Source organism: Paenibacillus sp. SC116 (genome assembly GCF_024733555.1).
Taxonomy (GTDB): Bacteria; Bacillota; Bacilli; order Paenibacillales; family Paenibacillaceae; genus Paenibacillus_B.
In genome coordinates this window covers 806,622-824,670 of the sequence record NZ_JANIOF010000001.1, presented here as the reverse complement: position 1 = coordinate 824,670, position 18,049 = coordinate 806,622, and the positions used below count along the sequence as shown (strand labels likewise).

17 protein-coding genes and 1 other annotated feature are annotated in these 18,049 nt (G+C 42.0%); of the genes, 14 read left to right on the top strand and 3 right to left on the bottom strand.

The genetic code is table 11. The features are described 5' to 3' along the window. The 8 genes from nikB to NQ117_RS03240 all read left to right on the top strand — a co-directional run bounded on the left by nikB (position 1) and on the right by NQ117_RS03240 (position 6,063). On the top strand, positions 1–945 hold the full coding sequence (gene nikB / locus NQ117_RS03275) for a nickel ABC transporter permease (RefSeq protein ID WP_258276577.1): 945 nt from the start codon (positions 1–3) through the stop codon (positions 943–945). Next, positions 942–1,832 (top strand): nickel transporter permease, encoded by an 891-nt coding sequence (gene nikC, locus NQ117_RS03270; RefSeq protein ID WP_258276576.1) that lies wholly within the window; start codon positions 942–944, stop codon positions 1,830–1,832. The genes nikB and nikC overlap by 4 nt, the downstream gene beginning before the upstream one ends. A 26-nt stretch (positions 1,833–1,858) precedes the next feature. Further along, positions 1,859–2,644 carry a nicotianamine synthase family protein gene (locus tag NQ117_RS03265; RefSeq protein ID WP_258276575.1) on the top strand — a complete coding sequence of 262 codons (786 nt, stop codon included), beginning with the start codon at positions 1,859–1,861 and terminating at the stop codon, positions 2,642–2,644. A gap of 1 nt (position 2,645) precedes the next feature. Continuing rightward, positions 2,646–3,995: an opine metallophore biosynthesis dehydrogenase gene (locus tag NQ117_RS03260; protein ID WP_258276574.1), complete on the top strand. Its 1,350-nt coding sequence runs from the start codon at positions 2,646–2,648 to the stop codon at positions 3,993–3,995. After that, positions 3,992–4,843, top strand: coding sequence for a DMT family transporter (locus NQ117_RS03255; protein WP_309137842.1), 852 nt, complete (start codon positions 3,992–3,994; stop codon positions 4,841–4,843). Before NQ117_RS03260 ends, NQ117_RS03255 begins: the two co-directional genes overlap by 4 nt. Before the next feature lie 97 nt (positions 4,844–4,940). Beyond that, positions 4,941–5,204, top strand: a complete 264-nt coding sequence (locus NQ117_RS03250) for a hypothetical protein (protein WP_258276572.1) — start codon at positions 4,941–4,943, stop codon at positions 5,202–5,204. Between the two features lie 145 nt (positions 5,205–5,349). After that, positions 5,350–5,820 (top strand): DUF2975 domain-containing protein, encoded by a 471-nt coding sequence (locus NQ117_RS03245; RefSeq protein WP_258276571.1) that lies wholly within the window; start codon positions 5,350–5,352, stop codon positions 5,818–5,820. Positions 5,821–5,832: 12 nt separating this feature from the next. After that, on the top strand, positions 5,833–6,063 hold the full coding sequence (locus tag NQ117_RS03240; protein WP_258276570.1) for a helix-turn-helix domain-containing protein: 231 nt from the start codon (positions 5,833–5,835) through the stop codon (positions 6,061–6,063). 182 nt (positions 6,064–6,245) lie between these two features. On the opposite strand, the gene NQ117_RS03235 is transcribed toward NQ117_RS03240, so the two are convergent. Both NQ117_RS03235 and NQ117_RS03230 read right to left on the bottom strand, forming a co-directional pair. Beyond that, positions 6,246–6,818, bottom strand: coding sequence for a uridine kinase family protein (locus NQ117_RS03235; RefSeq protein WP_258278155.1), 573 nt, complete (start codon positions 6,816–6,818; stop codon positions 6,246–6,248). 215 nt (positions 6,819–7,033) lie between these two features. After that, positions 7,034–8,095 (bottom strand): S-layer homology domain-containing protein, encoded by a 1,062-nt coding sequence (locus tag NQ117_RS03230; protein WP_258276569.1) that lies wholly within the window; start codon positions 8,093–8,095, stop codon positions 7,034–7,036. 594 nt (positions 8,096–8,689) lie between these two features. Here NQ117_RS03230 and thrS point away from each other — a divergent pair. The 3 genes from thrS to NQ117_RS03215 all read left to right on the top strand — a co-directional run bounded on the left by thrS (position 8,690) and on the right by NQ117_RS03215 (position 14,329). Next, positions 8,690–10,603: a threonine--tRNA ligase gene (gene thrS, locus NQ117_RS03225; RefSeq protein WP_258278154.1), complete on the top strand. Its 1,914-nt coding sequence runs from the start codon at positions 8,690–8,692 to the stop codon at positions 10,601–10,603. A 68-nt stretch (positions 10,604–10,671) separates the two neighbouring features. After that, positions 10,672–10,933 (top strand) — a binding site (T-box leader). 77 nt (positions 10,934–11,010) lie between these two features. Next, positions 11,011–12,324 (top strand): branched-chain amino acid transport system II carrier protein, encoded by a 1,314-nt coding sequence (brnQ, locus tag NQ117_RS03220; protein WP_258276568.1) that lies wholly within the window; start codon positions 11,011–11,013, stop codon positions 12,322–12,324. Between the two features lie 724 nt (positions 12,325–13,048). Then, a complete protein-coding gene (locus NQ117_RS03215; protein ID WP_258276567.1) occupies positions 13,049–14,329 on the top strand; it encodes a helix-turn-helix domain-containing protein in 1,281 nt (426 codons plus the stop codon). Positions 14,330–14,742: 413 nt separating this feature from the next. Here the strand turns inward: NQ117_RS03215 and NQ117_RS03210 are convergent, their stop codons facing one another. Next, positions 14,743–15,693, bottom strand: coding sequence for a helix-turn-helix transcriptional regulator (locus NQ117_RS03210; protein ID WP_258276566.1), 951 nt, complete (start codon positions 15,691–15,693; stop codon positions 14,743–14,745). A 166-nt stretch (positions 15,694–15,859) separates the two neighbouring features. On the opposite strand from NQ117_RS03210, the gene modA reads away from it, so the two are divergent. The 3 genes from modA to NQ117_RS03195 all read left to right on the top strand — a co-directional run bounded on the left by modA (position 15,860) and on the right by NQ117_RS03195 (position 18,019). Further along, entirely contained in the window at positions 15,860–16,702 is an 843-nt protein-coding gene (gene modA / locus NQ117_RS03205; protein WP_258276565.1) for a molybdate ABC transporter substrate-binding protein, read from the top strand. A gap of 2 nt (positions 16,703–16,704) precedes the next feature. Next, positions 16,705–17,373, top strand: coding sequence for a molybdate ABC transporter permease subunit (gene modB, locus NQ117_RS03200; RefSeq protein WP_375163046.1), 669 nt, complete (start codon positions 16,705–16,707; stop codon positions 17,371–17,373). 115 nt (positions 17,374–17,488) lie between these two features. Further along, on the top strand, positions 17,489–18,019 hold the full coding sequence (locus NQ117_RS03195) for a GNAT family N-acetyltransferase (RefSeq protein ID WP_258276563.1): 531 nt from the start codon (positions 17,489–17,491) through the stop codon (positions 18,017–18,019). The last annotated feature ends 30 nt before the right edge of the window (positions 18,020–18,049 follow it).

The window sequence follows — 18,049 nt, the reverse complement described above, 5'->3', positions numbered from 1 at the left end:
ATGCTGATGATTATTAAAGAAAGGCTGCTGCAGCTAGTGATCGTATTGTTTTTTCTATCCTTGTTTACATTCACTTTAATGAAATTAGCTCCTGGTGATCCTGTGTTTTCTATATTGCGTGCGGACGAAGTGGCTGCTACTTCAGCAGATGAAGATGCGCTTAGAAAGGAACTTGGGCTTGATCAGCCTATATACGTTCAATATGCACAATGGATGTATAGCATCATAAAATTTGACTTTGGGAACTCCCTTATTAATGGCAAGCCTGTATGGCAAGACATCATCGAACGATTGCCAGCTACTTTGGAGCTTGCTGCAGGCAGTTTACTTATCATGCTCGTTATTTCGATCCCTCTTGGACTATTAGCAGCGAAATATAAAGGCAGATGTATCGACCATATTAGCAGCATACTTGCCTTATTAGGTGCTTCCATACCTGCCTTCTGGTTGGGACTTATGCTTATTTACGGATTCTCTTATAAGCTTGGCTGGTTGCCAACAATGGGTATGGGTTCTACTGCACATCTTGTTTTGCCTAGTATCACGTTAGGTTTTGGCTTGGCTGCCATTTATGCGCGCATGCTGCGGGCTGGATTGCTGGAGGTGTTGGCACAGGAGTATATACGTACCGCACGTGCACGAGGTGTAGGGGAATGGAGGATTATGTACAAACATGCGCTGCGTGCGGCGCTTATCCCCGTAATGACGGTATTTGGCTCGAGTGCAGGAAGCATATTGGCCGGATCAGTCATTATTGAAACGCTATTTTCATGGCCGGGCCTGGGTGCGATGGCGATAGAAGCTATATTTAAGCGCGATTACCCTGTCATTCAGGCATACGTCATGATTTCAGGAAGCATGATCGTAATGGTTAATTTGCTCATTGATCTAAGTTATACGTGGATAGATCCCCGTGTTCGCTATGTGAAGGGGAGGATGACATGAGTACAAATGATAATGCGATGTCTGCCGCTGCCCTTATACAGCAAGGTAGAAGTACTAAAAGTGCTTCCCGTTGGAGGATTCTTCTGCGCTATCCGCTCATGTCGGTTGGCTTCGCGGTATTTCTTACGCTGATCTTGACTATTATCGCAGGACCTTATCTTGTATCGAATGATCCTTTGCAAATCGAAATGTCAGATCGTCTCCAACCTCCAAGCTGGGACAATCCACTTGGTACGGATCATCTTGGACGATGCATGTTCTCGCGCTTGGTAGCGGGAGCGCAAATAACGTTGAGCTTGGCAGGAATTGTGATTGCAGCGACCATCTTGATTGGTGTGCCGATAGGTCTTCTAACTGGTTACGTAGGAGGACGTCTGGATACTTTCATTATGAGGATTGTCGATGGTATTGGCGCATTGCCCGAAATCATTATAGCAATTGCGGTGTCGGGCTTTCTAGGACCGAGCATATCGAATCTGTTACTAGCTGTCATTGCAGTTAAATGGATCGAGTATGTACGGCTCGTACGAAGCATCGTATTGCTGGAGCGAGAAAAGGAATATATGGAGGCAGCGCGTGCGGCTGGATTCGGTACATGGCATATGATTCGAAGACAGCTGCTGCCGCATATTGTATCTCCCGTTGTGGTCCTTGCTTCGCTAGATATCGGGAAAATCATTCTTATCGTCGCATCGCTTTCTTATTTAGGATTAGGAGCACAACCTCCAACTCCCGAGTGGGGGGCCATGCTGAATGATGGAAGACCTTATTTTCAGACGATCCCGGAACTTATGATTTATCCCGGCTTATGTATCATGTTAGTCGTTATGTCATGCAATTTGATTGGAGATGGACTTCGTCAACTGCTTGACGTTAGGAATAAGTAGAACCTAGTGGAATGGAGGAGCTGTCTATGAAAGAGAAATATAATTATTTGCTCTCCTTGAAGTTGCTTGAATTTGAAATTAGAGAATTGACTACTTTCTCGAAGCAATATTGTGATTGTTTTGAGTTATTAAAAGAGCGATTGGATTATTTGTGTCAGTTTATGATTAATCATGATAATTTGCAACGTTGGAGCCAATGGGGGGAGCATGCGGAGATAGCGGAATATGCGGAAAGAGTGAGGGAAGCCTCCATTCAGGCGTTATGTGATATGGAAAAATATCAAGCCAAGCATACTTGTGAGCATCATACGGATATAAGCGAATATTTAGATATACTAGCCCGTGCTGTAAATGATGAAATGAAGAAGCATCAGATTGATAGCAGCTCCAAAGTGTTATTTATCGGATCCGGTGCTTTTCCGACTTCTGCCTTAACGATTGCGAGAGAGACGAGAGCACAGGTCATTTGTTTAGATATTGATCCTGAAGCTATTGAGTGGGCCGAACAAGTAGCTGCTGCATCAGGCTTGGGGAACCGCATAAGCTTTACGAATAAGAAAGCTCAAGAGCTGTCCTTCACTGGAGAAGCCACGCATATTATTATCGCCTCGTTAGTAAAAAACAAGCTGGAAGTACTAGAAGAGCTTCGTCAGCATGTGAATCCACAGGCTAAAATAATAGTCCGCTATGGGAATGGGCTCAAATCTATTTTTAATTATCCATTAGAAGCAGATGTGGCTGATAAATGGGTGCAGCGGAAACTCGATGATGAACATCACTTGTACGACACCTTAGTACTGGAGAGGCGCTAATATGACGAGATATACATCTGATCAAAATAGAAGCGTATCTCAAGCAATCCGTACAACGCCATTCGGTGATACTCTGCTTATTGGTGCTGGGCCCGCAGCGATACACGTAGCTGTCCAATTATCTCGTGGATGGTCCAGTAAGCTTGGTTTATTAAATAGAGAAGGGCCGCATGCTGCACGGCTCTTACACGATTTAGAAAAATCACAACAATGTGTTTCCTCGCGAGTGCATGGTGAGGAGTATCAACATTTAGAGGGGACTGTTCGACTCCATCGATTTTATGCAGGTTATACGAGTTTGGAGGTCGATGGAAGTTGGAAAACAATTATTATTTGTACACCTTGCGATAGCTACAGGGATGTAATTCGTCAGCTTCAGTTAGAGCGGCTGCCCTTTGTTCACACGATTGTATTGCTTTCTCCAAGCTTTGGTTCGAATTTGCTAGTTACTAGTGAGCTTCCACTCGTTAGAAGCATTGATGTCATTAGTCTGTCGACTTATTTTGCTGCAACGAAGTTCGATTCGGCTTCTATGACAACTTCTTACACGAAAGCAATGAAGAAGAAGATATATGCAGCTTCCAATCAATCCAGCAGTTGGTCTATTGAACCTCTTCAGCGCTTTATATCAGGCTTGGGCATTCAGTGCGACATCGTAAGCAATCCGCTTGAAGCAGAGAGCAGGAGCATCACGATGTATGTTCATCCTCCATTGTTTATAAATGAATTCTCACTGGATCAAATTCTAAGCCACGAGCCTTCGAAGAAGAGCATGTATAAGCTTTATCCTGAAGGCCCGATTACGTCTCAAGTCATTCATGTCATGGTAGAGCTGTGGCGGGAAATATCGCGATTTCTGATTAGCTGTGGATCGAAGCCAATTAATTTGCTGCAATTTATGAATGATGATAATTATCCTGTTCGGGAAGAGAACCTATCACGATATGAAATTGAACATTTTGTAGAACTGGAGCCGATCCATCAGGAATATTTGCTTTATATTCGATATTCATCGCTGCTTATCGATCCATTCTCGTCAACCGATGAACAGGGGAAATACTTTGATTTTTCTGCTGTACCCTATAAACAAGTGTACCAAGATGAATGCGGGCGTTGGTTGATTCCGCGGATACCGTTTGAGGATTATAAGCGGTTAAAAGTTCTCAGCCGCATGGCGGAATTGATGGACGTGAACATGCCGCAAACCTTGCAGCTTATTCAGTTGTTTGAGCAGCGATTGCAGCAGTTTATGGCTGAAAAGGGAGCATCTGCTATACATCCTGATATGTTCAACGATAGAGCGATGGAAGAAGCAGATGTGATCTACAGAGCGTGGGAGTGTGCAACATGAAGAACGGCATATACTTAGCCATTTTGGCGTCTCTTGTCTTCAGTATGATGAATGCCTTGGTGAAGGCAGTCAGCTTTACGATTCCTCCAACGGAAGTTGCCTTCTTTCGTAGTTTGATCGGAACGATACTTATTTTGGCGTTAATGAAACAGAAAAATGTTTCTTTCTCGACAACGGGGGTTCCTATGTTAGTGACGCGAGGCGTGTTAGGGGCGCTATACTTAATTGCTTACTTCTATACGATCTCGAAAATATCTCTAACAGACGCTACCATACTTGCGCATATGTCTCCCATTTTCGTATTTATTCTAGCTTTCTTTTTTCTTAAGGAGAAGCTATCGCGTCAAATGATATACATGATGCCCATTGCGTTTATTGGAGCCTTGCTGCTAGTCAAGCCATTCCAATTCTCATCGTATTCGATTTATGCACTTGTAGGGCTATTGAGTGCAGTTCTTGGCGCGGGTGCCGCTACCTCTATTCGTTACTTGAGCCAACGTCATCACGCCTATGAAATTGTGTTCTATTTTTTAGCTACAGCGACGCTTGTCTCCATCCCACTGATGTGGAATAGCTTCGTTATGCCCAATACGACGGAATGGATCTATCTTATTGCAATTGGGGTCGTATCCTTAATCGGGCAAGTGTTCTTGACTAAAGCATTTACACATGAAAATGCGATTGTGGTAGAGGTCACTCGCTATATTGGCATCGTATTTAACGCATTATGGGGCTTTTTGTTCTGGTTCGAAGTACCGGATATCTATACGATTATAGGGGGCTGCCTAATTGTGGCGACCTGCATTATGATGTCTCAAAGCAAGCATAGATTGGTGAATCAATATTAAACCCAAACATTGAGAATCTCTGTTGAATATACTGGTGAAAAGCGGGCGGTTAGTAGAATGATGACTAATCCTCATTCAGTGAAGGGGCGATAGTACGATGGGGAAGTCTCGTGTTGGGCGCAAGGAAAATCAAGTCTATTCCAATCGGGTAGTTCGATCGGAATTCGACGGTAATTGGAAAACGATTGTGCTGCGAAGCGGATATGTCAAATATATCGCTCTTGCAAAGCGGTCTGAAGTTGTAGTGTTACTCTCAAATGGTTCAAGCAAGCGGATCATTTTCAATAAAGGTGGGTATGTATTAGTAGGTGGCGGTGGAACGAGTCATTATAGCAAGCCTCATGTTGCCGTTGATTTATAAGTGATAACTTCAGATGTGGTAAAGATGAAAGACCCTTTGTATAGGGTCTTTTTCTGTATGTTTACCTAGTAGGAAACAGAATAATCGTTGGAGCGAAGATTACGTTTATACAACATTCATTCTTAGGGCATAATTGGAATAAGGGGTGAAAGTTTTACATCTAGTCGTTATGCTAGGTATTGCACTAACATTGTTGGCATTAGTAGCAACTCCGTTGGTCATGACCGCTTATTTTAAGAGCGGGCTTGGAATCACGGGTACAAATTTGGATACCATTATTTCAGCAGCTATTTTTATTTGTGCGATTCCCTATGTTTTAGCGTTATTTGATTTGAAGAAAGTATGTAAGCTAATTGCAGCTGATCATGCCTATTCGAGGAAAATACCACAGAGCTTGAAGCGCATTTCTATATATGCAGCAAGTGAAGTTGTTATTTTTAATATTGTTACTTTCGTTTTATGCTACACATATGATATGTATTTATATGCATTAACGGTTTTACCGCTTATCGTCATTTCAATTATTGGGGCAAGTATTGCTTTGCTAAGCTTTGTTTTCTCCAACTTGTACAAGCAAGTCATTGAAATGAAAGAAGAACATGAGCAAACCATTTAGGCGGTGTAACGGATGTCCATTGTAGTTAACTTAGATTTGATTATGGTTAAGAAGAAGATGAGCTCAACAGAGCTTGCGAATCGATTAGGAATTACAATGTCTAATTTATCTATATTGAAAAATAACAAGGCCAAAGCAGTCCGATTTTCCACTTTGAATGAGATATGCAGAGCATTGGATTGTCAGCCGGGAGATATATTAGAATACGTCGAAGACGGGGAAGATTCAGAGCAGCTAGACTAGCTTGTGTGTCTATACAGCGCTGATTATTGGCATTGGTGTGTGATTGAAAATGAGAAAGAGCATGCTTGGATTCTGATGTCCTTGCATGCTCTTTTTTTGTATTAGGATACATGTAATAGGTTGCGATTTTGAACCATTTGACTTTATGTAGAAAGCATTGTGCCATCTTATTTATATTCCCTTTATGACAATATGACAATATGTGCTCGCACGTCTGGTTGATGTTCGTTCACATATTTATCTTCTGCAATCATCCAATTCTCTTCCCATAATGAGCGAGCCGCTTCACCGTCACGCTCCAAGCCTCTTGCAAGTCTTGTTTCTCTCGGACAATCGACCCATATCGTTAGATCGTAATCGTTTGCTAGCTCTAGTCGAATGGAGCATACGCCTTCTATAATAACAATGCCTTCGGCTTTTACACGATGCCACTCTGCTAAGCTGTCTGTTTCCCAGTCATAGCGTTGATAACAGCCCTCTTCGCCATGGCTAAGTGGCTCAAGAACTTGCTGCTTTACTCGCTGCCAGTCAAAGTCAGCACCAACAGGCTTGTCGGCAGGTGACAAAGTTGAGCGTTGATCGGAAGGGAGATAAAAATCATCCATATGTATGAGCGTGGCATTTGAAAGTGACGCTTGCAGCTTGCGTGCAAGCGTGCTTTTACCTGAACCGCCACAGCCATCAATAGCGATTAGTAAGGCAGGCCGATTCCTGTCTATTTGATTTATATAAGATACGATTTGTTCGTTAGTCATCAATTTGTGTTTATGTATACTCATCTGAACACCTCAATTTTTTGAATAATTATGTATTCGTGGAAAATGAGTGTTATCCTGTCTAGCTTGTAGAAACCGCATTAAGCATCATCGAGAGAGCAGGGAGCCCGCATACGTTAATAAGCATGAAAAAGAGTGTGAACGAACTGCGTCCACACTCAAAATCTAATATATGCGCAATTGAAGCAGCAGAACTATTGTTGCTCTGTCATCGCATACATGTATATTTTCCAGCTGTTATCTGGCATTTTCTTAAGCAAATAATGCCCATCCATGGATTGCTTTGCGTCAACTTCAGATCCGTGTAGTTTCGTTGTGATTTGCATAATTCCGCCTGTTGACTCTACAACAGCAAATCGATCTGTTTTGTGCTGAACCGTAAGCTTCTGCTCACTATTGATCTTAGCAGTGAAAGTAGCTCCTTCTTTCACAATTTCCATAAGTTCATTATTTGCAGTTGCGCTATATGCCAGATGATAACCTGTTGCGTATTGCTTATCCATAATCGATAGCTGATCAAATGCATTATCATTAATTGCTTTCGTATTGTTAGCTGACCAATCGGCTATCACTTTTGTAAGTGTACTGTCTTCAGGAAGATCACTGCTTTGCAAGTCGAGCGCGCGCTGCAGCATGACAACCGCTTCCGCACGTGTTGCATTGGCGAAAGGCTTGAACGTCGTTGCGGTAGCTCCGTGTACGATGCCAACTTGGCTTGCTTTCATAATTGATGGAGCTGCGTAGTAATCAGGAACGTCTGTGAACGATTTCATTTCACCGGTAAATTGCACAGTAGAAGAGAACGCTCTTACAATTAGGGCAGCAATTTCACCGCGTTTAACAGGTTGGTTAGGTCCGAATGTAGATTCACTCGTACCATTCACGATCCCAAGTGAACTAGCGATACGGATTGGCTCATAGTGCCATTTCCCTTGCTGCACATCGGTAAAGGATGTTCCAGCTTGATCACTAGTTAACCCTAATGCACGCACTAAAATAGAGACGAATTCTGCACGGCTAATAGACTGATTTGGTTTGACATATACATCACCGTATTCGTCTACATAACCACGCAGCAAATCCGCGTTAACAAAGTTGTCCAACTCATCGAAAGCCCAGTGATTCATGATGTCGAAAGGCAAGTACATGTACTCGGGAATGGGCTCGGCTGCATGCGCTTGACTAGATTGGAGCGGGAATGCCAATAGCATGGCCATGAGCATGATGATGGAGTTGCGGAAAAAGATTTTTTTCATATGTATTCCTTTCTTTATACAAAATTTCCTTTATGAGAATAGCAGAGTGCATGTGTAGATACTAGTGGTAAATGTATGATCAAGGGACTATTTCGTCGGTTCATGCAACTAATTGGATAGTTCTGCATATCTGAGTAGCAGTGATATCTAGGTTGGATGATGTCCAGTTGTGAAATGAGCAAATACACACTTGACACTAAATATGTCTATATGTATGATAGGTCATAATTTAATATTTGGCCCTGATCAAAGACATGACTTCCTTCACGAGCTGTCCAGAGAGAGAAGCGAATGGTGCGAGCTTCTTCAGAAAACGGATGTGAAATTACCCCTTTGTAGCCGCGATGTTGAACCCGTTGACTCGTTCATTTATGGAGTCGTAAACGGCAGTATGCGTCGCCGTCTTATCCACGATACCGGATAACTAACGAGGATAGTGCATCTACATACATGGCTCATGTCAAGGTATGTTTATGTTGCCTATCGAATTAGGGTGGAACCACGAGCTGAACGCACTCGTCCCTTCTGGGAGAGTGTGTTTTTTTGCGTTCAACGATAAGGAACAATGGAGAAAAGGAGGCAATCATCATGGAGTTGCAAATTCAAGTAACATTACCAGATGGAACAGTTAGGAGGTATGTACAAGGCACGACCTCACTGGATGTGGCAGCATCAATTAGCTCGGGATTGAAGAAGCATGCAGTCGCTGGAAAATGGAATGGCATGCTCGTTGATCTCAACGAACCGCTCAATGAAGATTGTCATCTCGAAATTGTGACGCTGGACAGCAAAGAAGGCGAGGATATCTACCGGCATAGTGCGGCACATGTAATGGCCCAAGCGATGAAACGATTATATGGCAATCATGCAGTCAAGTTAGGTATCGGTCCAGTCATTGAAAATGGGTTCTACTACGATGTCGATATTGCCCAGCCTTTGTCTGTGAATGATTTAGCGGCTATCGAGCAAGAGATGGAGCGCATCATTAGAGCTAATTTGCCGATTGAACGCAAGGTGGTTAGTCGCCTTGAAGCGTTGCAGCTGTTTGAACATCAGCAAGAACCGTTTAAGCTAGAACTTATTCAAGGGCTTCCAGCCGATGCGGTCATCTCGATTTATGAACAAGGGGAATTTTCTGATTTATGCCGCGGCCCACATCTTCCGACAACAGGGAGAATTAAATCATTCAAGCTGCTAAATGTAGCAGGGGCGTACTGGCGCGGAGATGCTAACAACAAAATGCTGCAACGGGTATACGGCACTGCATTTCCAATGAGGGCACAGTTGGACGAACATTTATATCGGCTGGAGGAAGCGAAGAAGCGCGATCATCGCAAGTTAGGTAAGCAGTTGGAGTTGTTTATGTTTTCAGAAGAAGCTCCTGGCATGCCGTTCTACTTGCCGAAAGGGATGACAATCCGTACAGAGCTGGAGAACTTTGCGCGTGATGTTCAGAGCAAGCTGGGGTATGATGAAGTGCGAACTCCGCTTATGATGAATAACCGGATATGGGAGCAATCGGGGCATTGGGATCATTATAAAGACAATATGTATTTTACACAGGTTGATGAAACTAAGTTCGCTCTCAAACCGATGAATTGTCCTGGTCATATGTTGATTTATAAGAACAGTCAGCATTCTTATCGTGAGCTGCCGATTCGATTATCTGAATTTGGTCAAGTACACCGACATGAATTTTCAGGGGCATTGAACGGGATGATGCGGGTTCGCACGTTTTGTCAGGACGACGCTCATTTGTTCGTATTGCCAGAGCAGATCGAAGATGAAATTAACCGTGTTATTGAGCTTATCGACTATATCTATCAAGTATTCGGATTCGAATATAAGATTGAATTGTCTACAAGACCAGAAGATTCGATGGGATCAGAAAAATTGTGGAATCAGGCGGAACAAGCACTGAAAAATGTGTTGGATCGTCGAGGTGCTGCTTATCGAGTCAATGAAGGAGACGGTGCTTTTTACGGTCCGAAAATTGATTTTCATATTTTAGATGCGTTAGGTCGGAGTTGGCAGTGCGGCACGATCCAGCTTGATTTCCAAATGCCAGAGAAATTCGATCTGTCCTATATTGCTGAAGATAGTCAAAAGTATCGTCCAGTCGTGATTCACCGTGCTGTTTATGGGTCTATCGACCGCTTTATAGGGATCATAACAGAGCACTATTCAGGTGCATTTCCACTATGGCTTGCTCCCGTTCAAGTGAAGCTGCTACCTGTTGCAGCACAGTATACAGACTATGCATTTCAAGTGAAGCAAGCGTTAACCGACGCGGGAGTGAGAGTGGATATCGATATACGGAATGAACGCCTTGGCTATCGTATTCGCGAGGCACAGCTGGATAAAATCCCGTATGTACTTGTGCTAGGAGATCAAGAGCAGCAATTGAACAGCGTTACAATCCGTGAGCGGGGAGAGGGCGCTATTGTTGCCATGGGTATTCAAGAGTTCCTAGAACGCTTACGTGTAGAGGTACAAATGAAACGGTGAATTACTGTAAAAAAATGTACATTGACTTCACGATCACATCATGTAAAATAAGTACAAACTTCTTAGTGTTAACTTCATTGACGAGAACAAGTAGGTCATGTTATCCGATCTTCAGAGAGTTGGTGTAATTGCTGCAAGCCAACGTTCGATACATGGACGAAGTCATCTTTGAGAAGCATAGCTGAACAGAATCGCTGTAAGCTATGCCGGTTATCTACCGTTATCAGGAGCACGTAGCATATACGTGGCAAAGTGCATTTGGTACCAATGTGATCGATTGTTGTATCAGATGAAAATGGGTGGTAACGCGGAATATAATCCGTCCCTTTCGAGGGGCGGATTTTTTGTTTTTCATTAAGTTGGCAATGAATGGATAATATAGAAAGAGACAACTAGGGGGGACCATCATGCAATCATTATCCAAATCACACACTTTCTTTATTGGCCTTATGTTATTTTCATTATTTTTCGGAGCAGGAAACTTAATTTTTCCTCCGGTATTGGGTCAACAGTCCGGTGAACAGTTCGTCATGGCGATGTTCGGATTTATTTTGACCGGTGTTGGATTGCCATTGCTAACGATCATTACAATCGGGATTACGGGCAAAAATATGCAGCAGTTGGCACAACAAGTGCATCCAAAGTTCGGCGTTATATTCGCTATTGCCGTATATATTATGCTTGGACCATTGATGGCTATTCCGCGTGTTACGAACGTATCGTTCGAGATGGGGGCACAGCCCTTTGTTCCGGAATCGCTCCAGTCGAGCAGTTGGATTCTGTTTTTGTATTCGCTCATCTTCTTTGCTGTCGTCTATGTATTAAGTTTGAATCCATCGAAACTAGTTGTATGGGTCGGTAACATTTTGACACCTTTGCTGTTACTATCTATCACTGCCTTGTTCATCGCTGCAGTTATGAATCCATTAGGCGATGTACAGCCTGCAGTTGGAGAGTATGTCACTTCTCCTGGATTTAAAGGTTTTATGGAAGGTTACTTGACATTAGATGCGATTGCAGCTCTCGCATTTGGCTTAATCGTGATTAATGCGATTCGAGATAAAGGTGTACAGGATAAACGGGCAATCACGAAAGCTACGATCCAAGCCGGCATTATCGCTGGTATCGGTTTGACGTTGGTCTATGTAGCGCTTGGTTACATCGGCATGACTAGTGTTGAAGCATTTGGACAGGTAGCGAATGGCGGTCAGCTTCTCACACTTGCGGTACAAGAGCTGTTCGGTCCATTTGGCTTAATTCTACTAGCTGTTATCGTAACACTTGCTTGTCTTACAACTTGTATCGGACTCGTTTCCGCATGTAGTCAGTACTTTTCATCTTTGACGAAACGAATCAGCTTCAATGGGATTACGTTCCTCATCTGTCTAATTGGATTACTTGTTGCAAACTTGGGCTTGAACCGTATTATTTCAATCTCGATTCCAGCATTGATGGTTATGTATCCAATTGCAATCGTGTTGATCGTGTTGTCTCTGTTCAACAAGCTATTCGGTGGACGCTCCTCCGTATATGTTGGAGCATTAATAGGGACGGTAGTGATCAGTCTATTCGATGGTCTAAAGGCTGCTGAAATTCCTGTAGGTGCGGTGACAGACGTGTTAAGCTATCTTCCGTTGTATAAAGAGGGAATTGGCTGGGTTGTGCCAGCGCTTGTCGGCGGTTTGCTAGGTTACATGTTCGGAAAGTTGAAACAAAGATAAGGTACTTGTGGAAATGCAGCAGTTGGAGTGTTTTCACTGTCGAAATTGCATAAACAGCGCACGAAAAAATGGCGGTACAGAGCGTAATCTGTATCGCCATTTTTTATATTGCAGCGATAGTTGCTGGGTCCGCTCAAATGAAAAAAATGCTTCTTATACCTCTTAGCATATTTGTTTTCATTCTTACTGCTTGCAGTAATGGAATAAATAGTGGAGATTCCACATCGGATCTAGCTGAAATGTCGATTACAACAGTGACTCCTTTAATCAATCCCACTACAAAATCTAGGCTTATTCAGTCTACCGAACAACCTAATCATGCTGAACTCTTTCAATCCTTAATGAAAGATACATCAAAAACGATTCCATATGTACAGCTCGGTGACAAAATCGAAATTGAACTCAAGGAACAGGCTATGATACACTTGAATAATGTACATGGTAGTATATGAAGAAAAATGTACTAAAATCGGGAGATTGGTCGATTAAAGTCGAGCGGTCTTTTTGTTTCGCGATTTGTTACGAATTTCGAGCTAGTTTTATTTGACACTTGGTAAAATCAAGCTATAATCTAATATATGTAAATAATTGCCGCGCACGGACACATCTTATGTTCCCCGAATCGTCTATGAAAAGTCAATGTGCATCTTTATAGTCATATTTCTAATCATTATTGTAGTTGTAGGTGAGCAGCTCATATAATAGTAGAGGATGTGAATGAAAGATGAGTGGTTGTATCACTCTACTAACGTTTGGAGATTTGATTCAACAGTATCGGCTTATAGCGAGACTAACGTTGACCGAACTAGCAAATCTCTCAGGCGTGAGTAAAGGAACCATCTCCAAAATTGAAAATGGAGAGGTAAAAAAGCCAGAGTTTCAGACGATAAAAATGCTTGCATCAGCACTTGGTATTCCATACAATGAATACATTGGACTATATATTGGGGTCGAACGTAGACCCGATACTCTTTTAATGATGTTAGAAGAGGCAATCTCTCTCTCCAGTCCAATATCCCTCATCATAGATATTGCAAGCAAATTCCTTGAGTCTGATCGCGAAGACAGTTATGATGTTGTAGAAAGACTTTATCACGCTACAGCTTCAATGCGAGACACCTTCATTAAACTAACGTTATATCAGCTTATCATCGATTACTGCCGTGAACACGGAATTATGCCCTTCATTGCTAAAGGTTTATACCAGAAATACTCTATCGAACGGAATGACTTTAGTAAGTTAAATGCAACATTTCAATCAGGTAAATACATACTTAATTATATCAATCTACTTTCGATGGAAGAGCGCCTCGACACCTATTATAAGCTAGGGGTACATGCATATAGCTTATGTTTATTTGAAGAGAGCATTAAGCTATGCAGTCTGGTGGTCAATCATGATCATACTGATAGTAAGCTTAAGATTAAAGCTATTGGTATCTTGCAAGATGCTTATTATTATATAGGTGATTATGAAACATCACAAAAGTATTTATCCCAATATAAGAAATATCCTCAATCCATTGTCCCGGATAACGTTAGATTACTAACAGCTATGTTAAATGTAAAAAAGGGAAAACAGGAGCTTGCAACTGCTCAGTTTCAAGAATGTCTTGATAAATGTAGCGAAGATTTTATCATTCATGTTATCAATGAGTTTATCTCGTTTTATTTAGAGACAGACAATTTTCTAGAAGTTAAACAACTATTGAATTATGAAGATAGAATTAATGCTGTCTCTTATCATACGCCTCTGGAATCTACAGAATTAGCTAGATTGTACAAGCTCATAGGAAATTATTACTCCGCAGTTAATGAGGTTAATCTAGCTGCAAATAATTATATGGAAAGCGCTTATAGATATGCTCAAATAGACGATATGAAAAACGAGCGTAACTGCATGAGATTACTGTTTAGATTGTACCGAGAGAGTAAGCAGATGATGAATTCAGCTACCATAGAGAAAATAGAGAACTTTTATGCACTTTGTAATGAAAATAAATAGGTAATTATGGCCGGACTAAAGGCATTAATTAATATGGAATTGAAAGTAAGAGCAGATGCTGTAATTAACTCTATCAGTTGGAGGAGATCTTAAATGAAAACACGGTACTTTAAACTGATTTTTGCAGCTTTTTTAGTTCTCTCAGTAACTTCCGGTTCCGGTATAGGTGGAGAAATTACAATTCTAGGTGGAAAGCATGATTGGGATACACGATAAAATTAATAGATTCAGCCTAAATATATGATCAGTAAATGTTTTCAAAGTTGTGCATATATGAATTGTATAAACCTATTACAGCCTTTGTGTTTATACTCACAGAGGAGTTTGTTTTAAATGTAGGTTCAATTAGAAATAACACTCCTTCCTTACTAATAGGAAGGAGTGTTTGTGTTATAAACAAACCTTAGCCGAACTTAAATCTCATACAACACTTGACCCGTAAGAGACAGATCATATCCGCCGATCGCACGGAGTTCATTTTGGAACTCCTCTGATTGTAGAATAGTAATGACCGATTCAATCCAATGCCGATTTTCTGCCTTTTTCATAAGGACAAGATCATAGCGCTCTTGAATCAAAGGAATAAAATCTACATTGCTTACGATTGCAGCTGCTTTCTCAATTCCAACCCCGACATGTGCTTCGCCTGATGCGACTTTGCTAGCAACGCCGATGTGATTAGACGCTTCTGAGTCATATCCTGCAATTTGACTTGCTTGAATACCATGCAGTCGCAATTGCTCATCCAGCAGTACGCGTGCTCCTGAACCTTTCTCGCGATTAACCATTTTCAACCCTGGCTGATTCAAATCCGCCCAGCTGTTGAGATTGAGAGGATTTCCTTTTTGAACAAACATTCCAGCCCATCTTGTAAGCAAATTGACCACCACATAGGAAGAACTAACAAGCACTCTGCGTATATAGGGAAGGTTGTACTCACCTGAGTCCCCATCCAATAAATGCGTACTGACGATATCCGATTCACCACGATACATGGCAATGAGGCTATCCATACTGCCACTGTAAGCACGCAGGGGGCGTACTCCTGAAACGTTTCGCTCGATATGCCGGGCAAGAATATCAAGACTTATATCTTGTCCTGTAATAATGATAGGTCGAGCCCCAGAAGTGAGAACTTGCGATGTTGCAGGTAACGATGACTGAGCTTGGATCGGTTGTGACGATCTAACAACTCCTTTGGCACGCTGCTTATAGGACTCCAAATCTTCAGCATCAACTCGCATCTGCTTCCCAACCCGGTAAGAGGGCAGTTCGCCTTTCTTGATCAAGTCATAGACGGTGAGCTTGGACACCTTTAATAGATTAGCAATTTCTTCAGTCGTATAGGATATATGGCTGGACACGGCAATCCTCCTTGTGCAATGTACTTCCGTTCGTGAATGTAGATTTATTGTAACATAATGCGTTGTTCATTTTTCCATATATACCTTTACAGTTTCATAAGAGGCTGTGTATATTTATATCTAATTATAACTAAATATAACTAAACATAATTAAAGGAGTGGCAGAATGAATAGAATGATGAAGTCTAGCATGATCTTATTACTGCTCTTGTTAAGTATGGTATGGATTGTAGGATGTACGGAGAAACAAACACCCACAGCAAATGATAACACCCAATCACAGGTGAGCCAGGATAGCTCGAACAAGTTAGAGAAAGTAGAGTTAACGATATCGGCGGCTGCAAGTTTGACCGATGCATTAACCGAGATACAAAAATCCTATGAAGCTGCACATCCAAACATCAAATTGAATTTTAACTTTGGAGCTTCGGGGGCCTTGCAGCAGCAGATTGAGCAGGGGGCACCTGCTGATTTGTTTCTATCAGCTGCACCTAAAAATATGAAAGCACTCGTAGACAAGGCACTCATCGATACGAATCAACAGCGCACATTATTAAGCAATGAATTGGTTGTCATTGTTCCAAAAGAAGCGAATACAACACTTGAAAGTCTTGAAGATTTCAAGAAAGAAGATGTGAAGAAGTTAGCGATCGGCATTCCGGAAAGTGTACCCGCTGGCAATTATGCGAAAGAAGCACTTACATATGCGCAACTATGGGAGCCGCTGCAAGCTAAAACAGTACAAGCAAAAGATGTAAGGCAAGTGCTTCAATATGTTGAAACGGAAAATGTGGATGCTGGGTTTGTTTATAAAACAGATGCGTTAACTTCTTCTAAAGTGAAAATTGCTTTTCCAGTCGATCCTAATAGCTATTCACCAGTTCAATATCCTGTTGGAATCGTAAAGTCTACGAAGCATAGTAAGGAAACGGAAGCGTTCTATACGTACTTGCAATCAAAAGAAGCACTTGATGTGTTCGTGAAGTACGGATTTTCGATTCCTAAATGATGATGACAGACATCAATTGGCCCGCATTCTGGGCGCCAATCCGACTTTCTTTGCAAGTAGCTCTTATTTCTAGTATTGTAGCAGTCATGCTAGGGGTAAGCGTGGCATGGTGGATGTCACGTAAGACATTTCGCGGCAAGCTGCTGCTGGAGACTGCGTTTATGCTTCCGCTTGTGCTGCCTCCGACTGTAGTTGGTTTTCTCCTCTTAGTCGTATTGGGGAGAAAGAGTTGGTTAGGACGATACATAGAGTCAGTATTTACAGAACCGATCCTGTTCACTTGGTGGGCAGCTGTTGTAGCATCTATTGTGGTTGCATTTCCGCTAGTGTATCAAACAATGAAAGTAGCTCTTACTTCTATTGATCGAGATTTAGAGGATGCTGGACGGTCAATTGGGGCGAACGAGTGGCAAGTATTTCGTTATATTAGCTTTCCGTTAGTTTTTTCATCCTTTATAACCTCGTGCATACTTGGATTTGCTAGGAGCCTTGGCGAGTTTGGTGCAACATTGATGATTGCTGGTAATATACCAGGCAAAACTCAAACGATACCGACTGCCATTTATGTCGCGGTAGACTCAGGAAATATGGCTCTGGCTTGGGCATGGACCTGCTCCATGATTGTTATATCCTTTCTAATGCTGTTGATAGCTAGACGTAAACCGCAATAAGATTATTTAAATGATAGATCGAGCACCCCAATCATTGATTGTGGGTGTTTTTTCTTTGTTTGGTGTAAAATAGCATCATATGTAACTTACTCATAGGTGAAGGAAGGATACTACGATGAGAACATATTTTCTTCAAACAGAACGACTCGGTTTTTCTCGCTGGACAGAAGAGGATGGTAAATTGGCTGCATCTTTATGGGGAGATCCGGAAGTAACAATCCATATCTCAGCCACCGGAGTGTTTACAGAATTGCAAGTGCAGGAGCGATTAAGGAAAGAAATTAGGCAGGAGCAGCTGTATGACGTTCAATATTGGCCATTATTCGAGCTGGAAACAGGTGAATTTGTTGGGTGTTGTGGGTTACAGCCTTATCAGCTAGATAAAGGTATATATGAACTAGGGTTCCATCTGAAGCGTACACAGTGGGGAAAAGGCTATGCCGGTGAGGCAGCAGAAGCAACGATTGCATATGCATTTAATGAAATAAAAGCCGTCGATTTATTTGCGGGACATAATCCTGAGAATAAAGACTCCAAAAAATTATTACAAAAGCTCGGGTTTACATATACACATGATGAGTATTATCCGCCAACGGGTTTACAGCATCCCTCCTATCTTTATCATAATCATACTTCTCAGGGCTAAAACATTTTGGTATCGTTCGAGTGTGGGAGG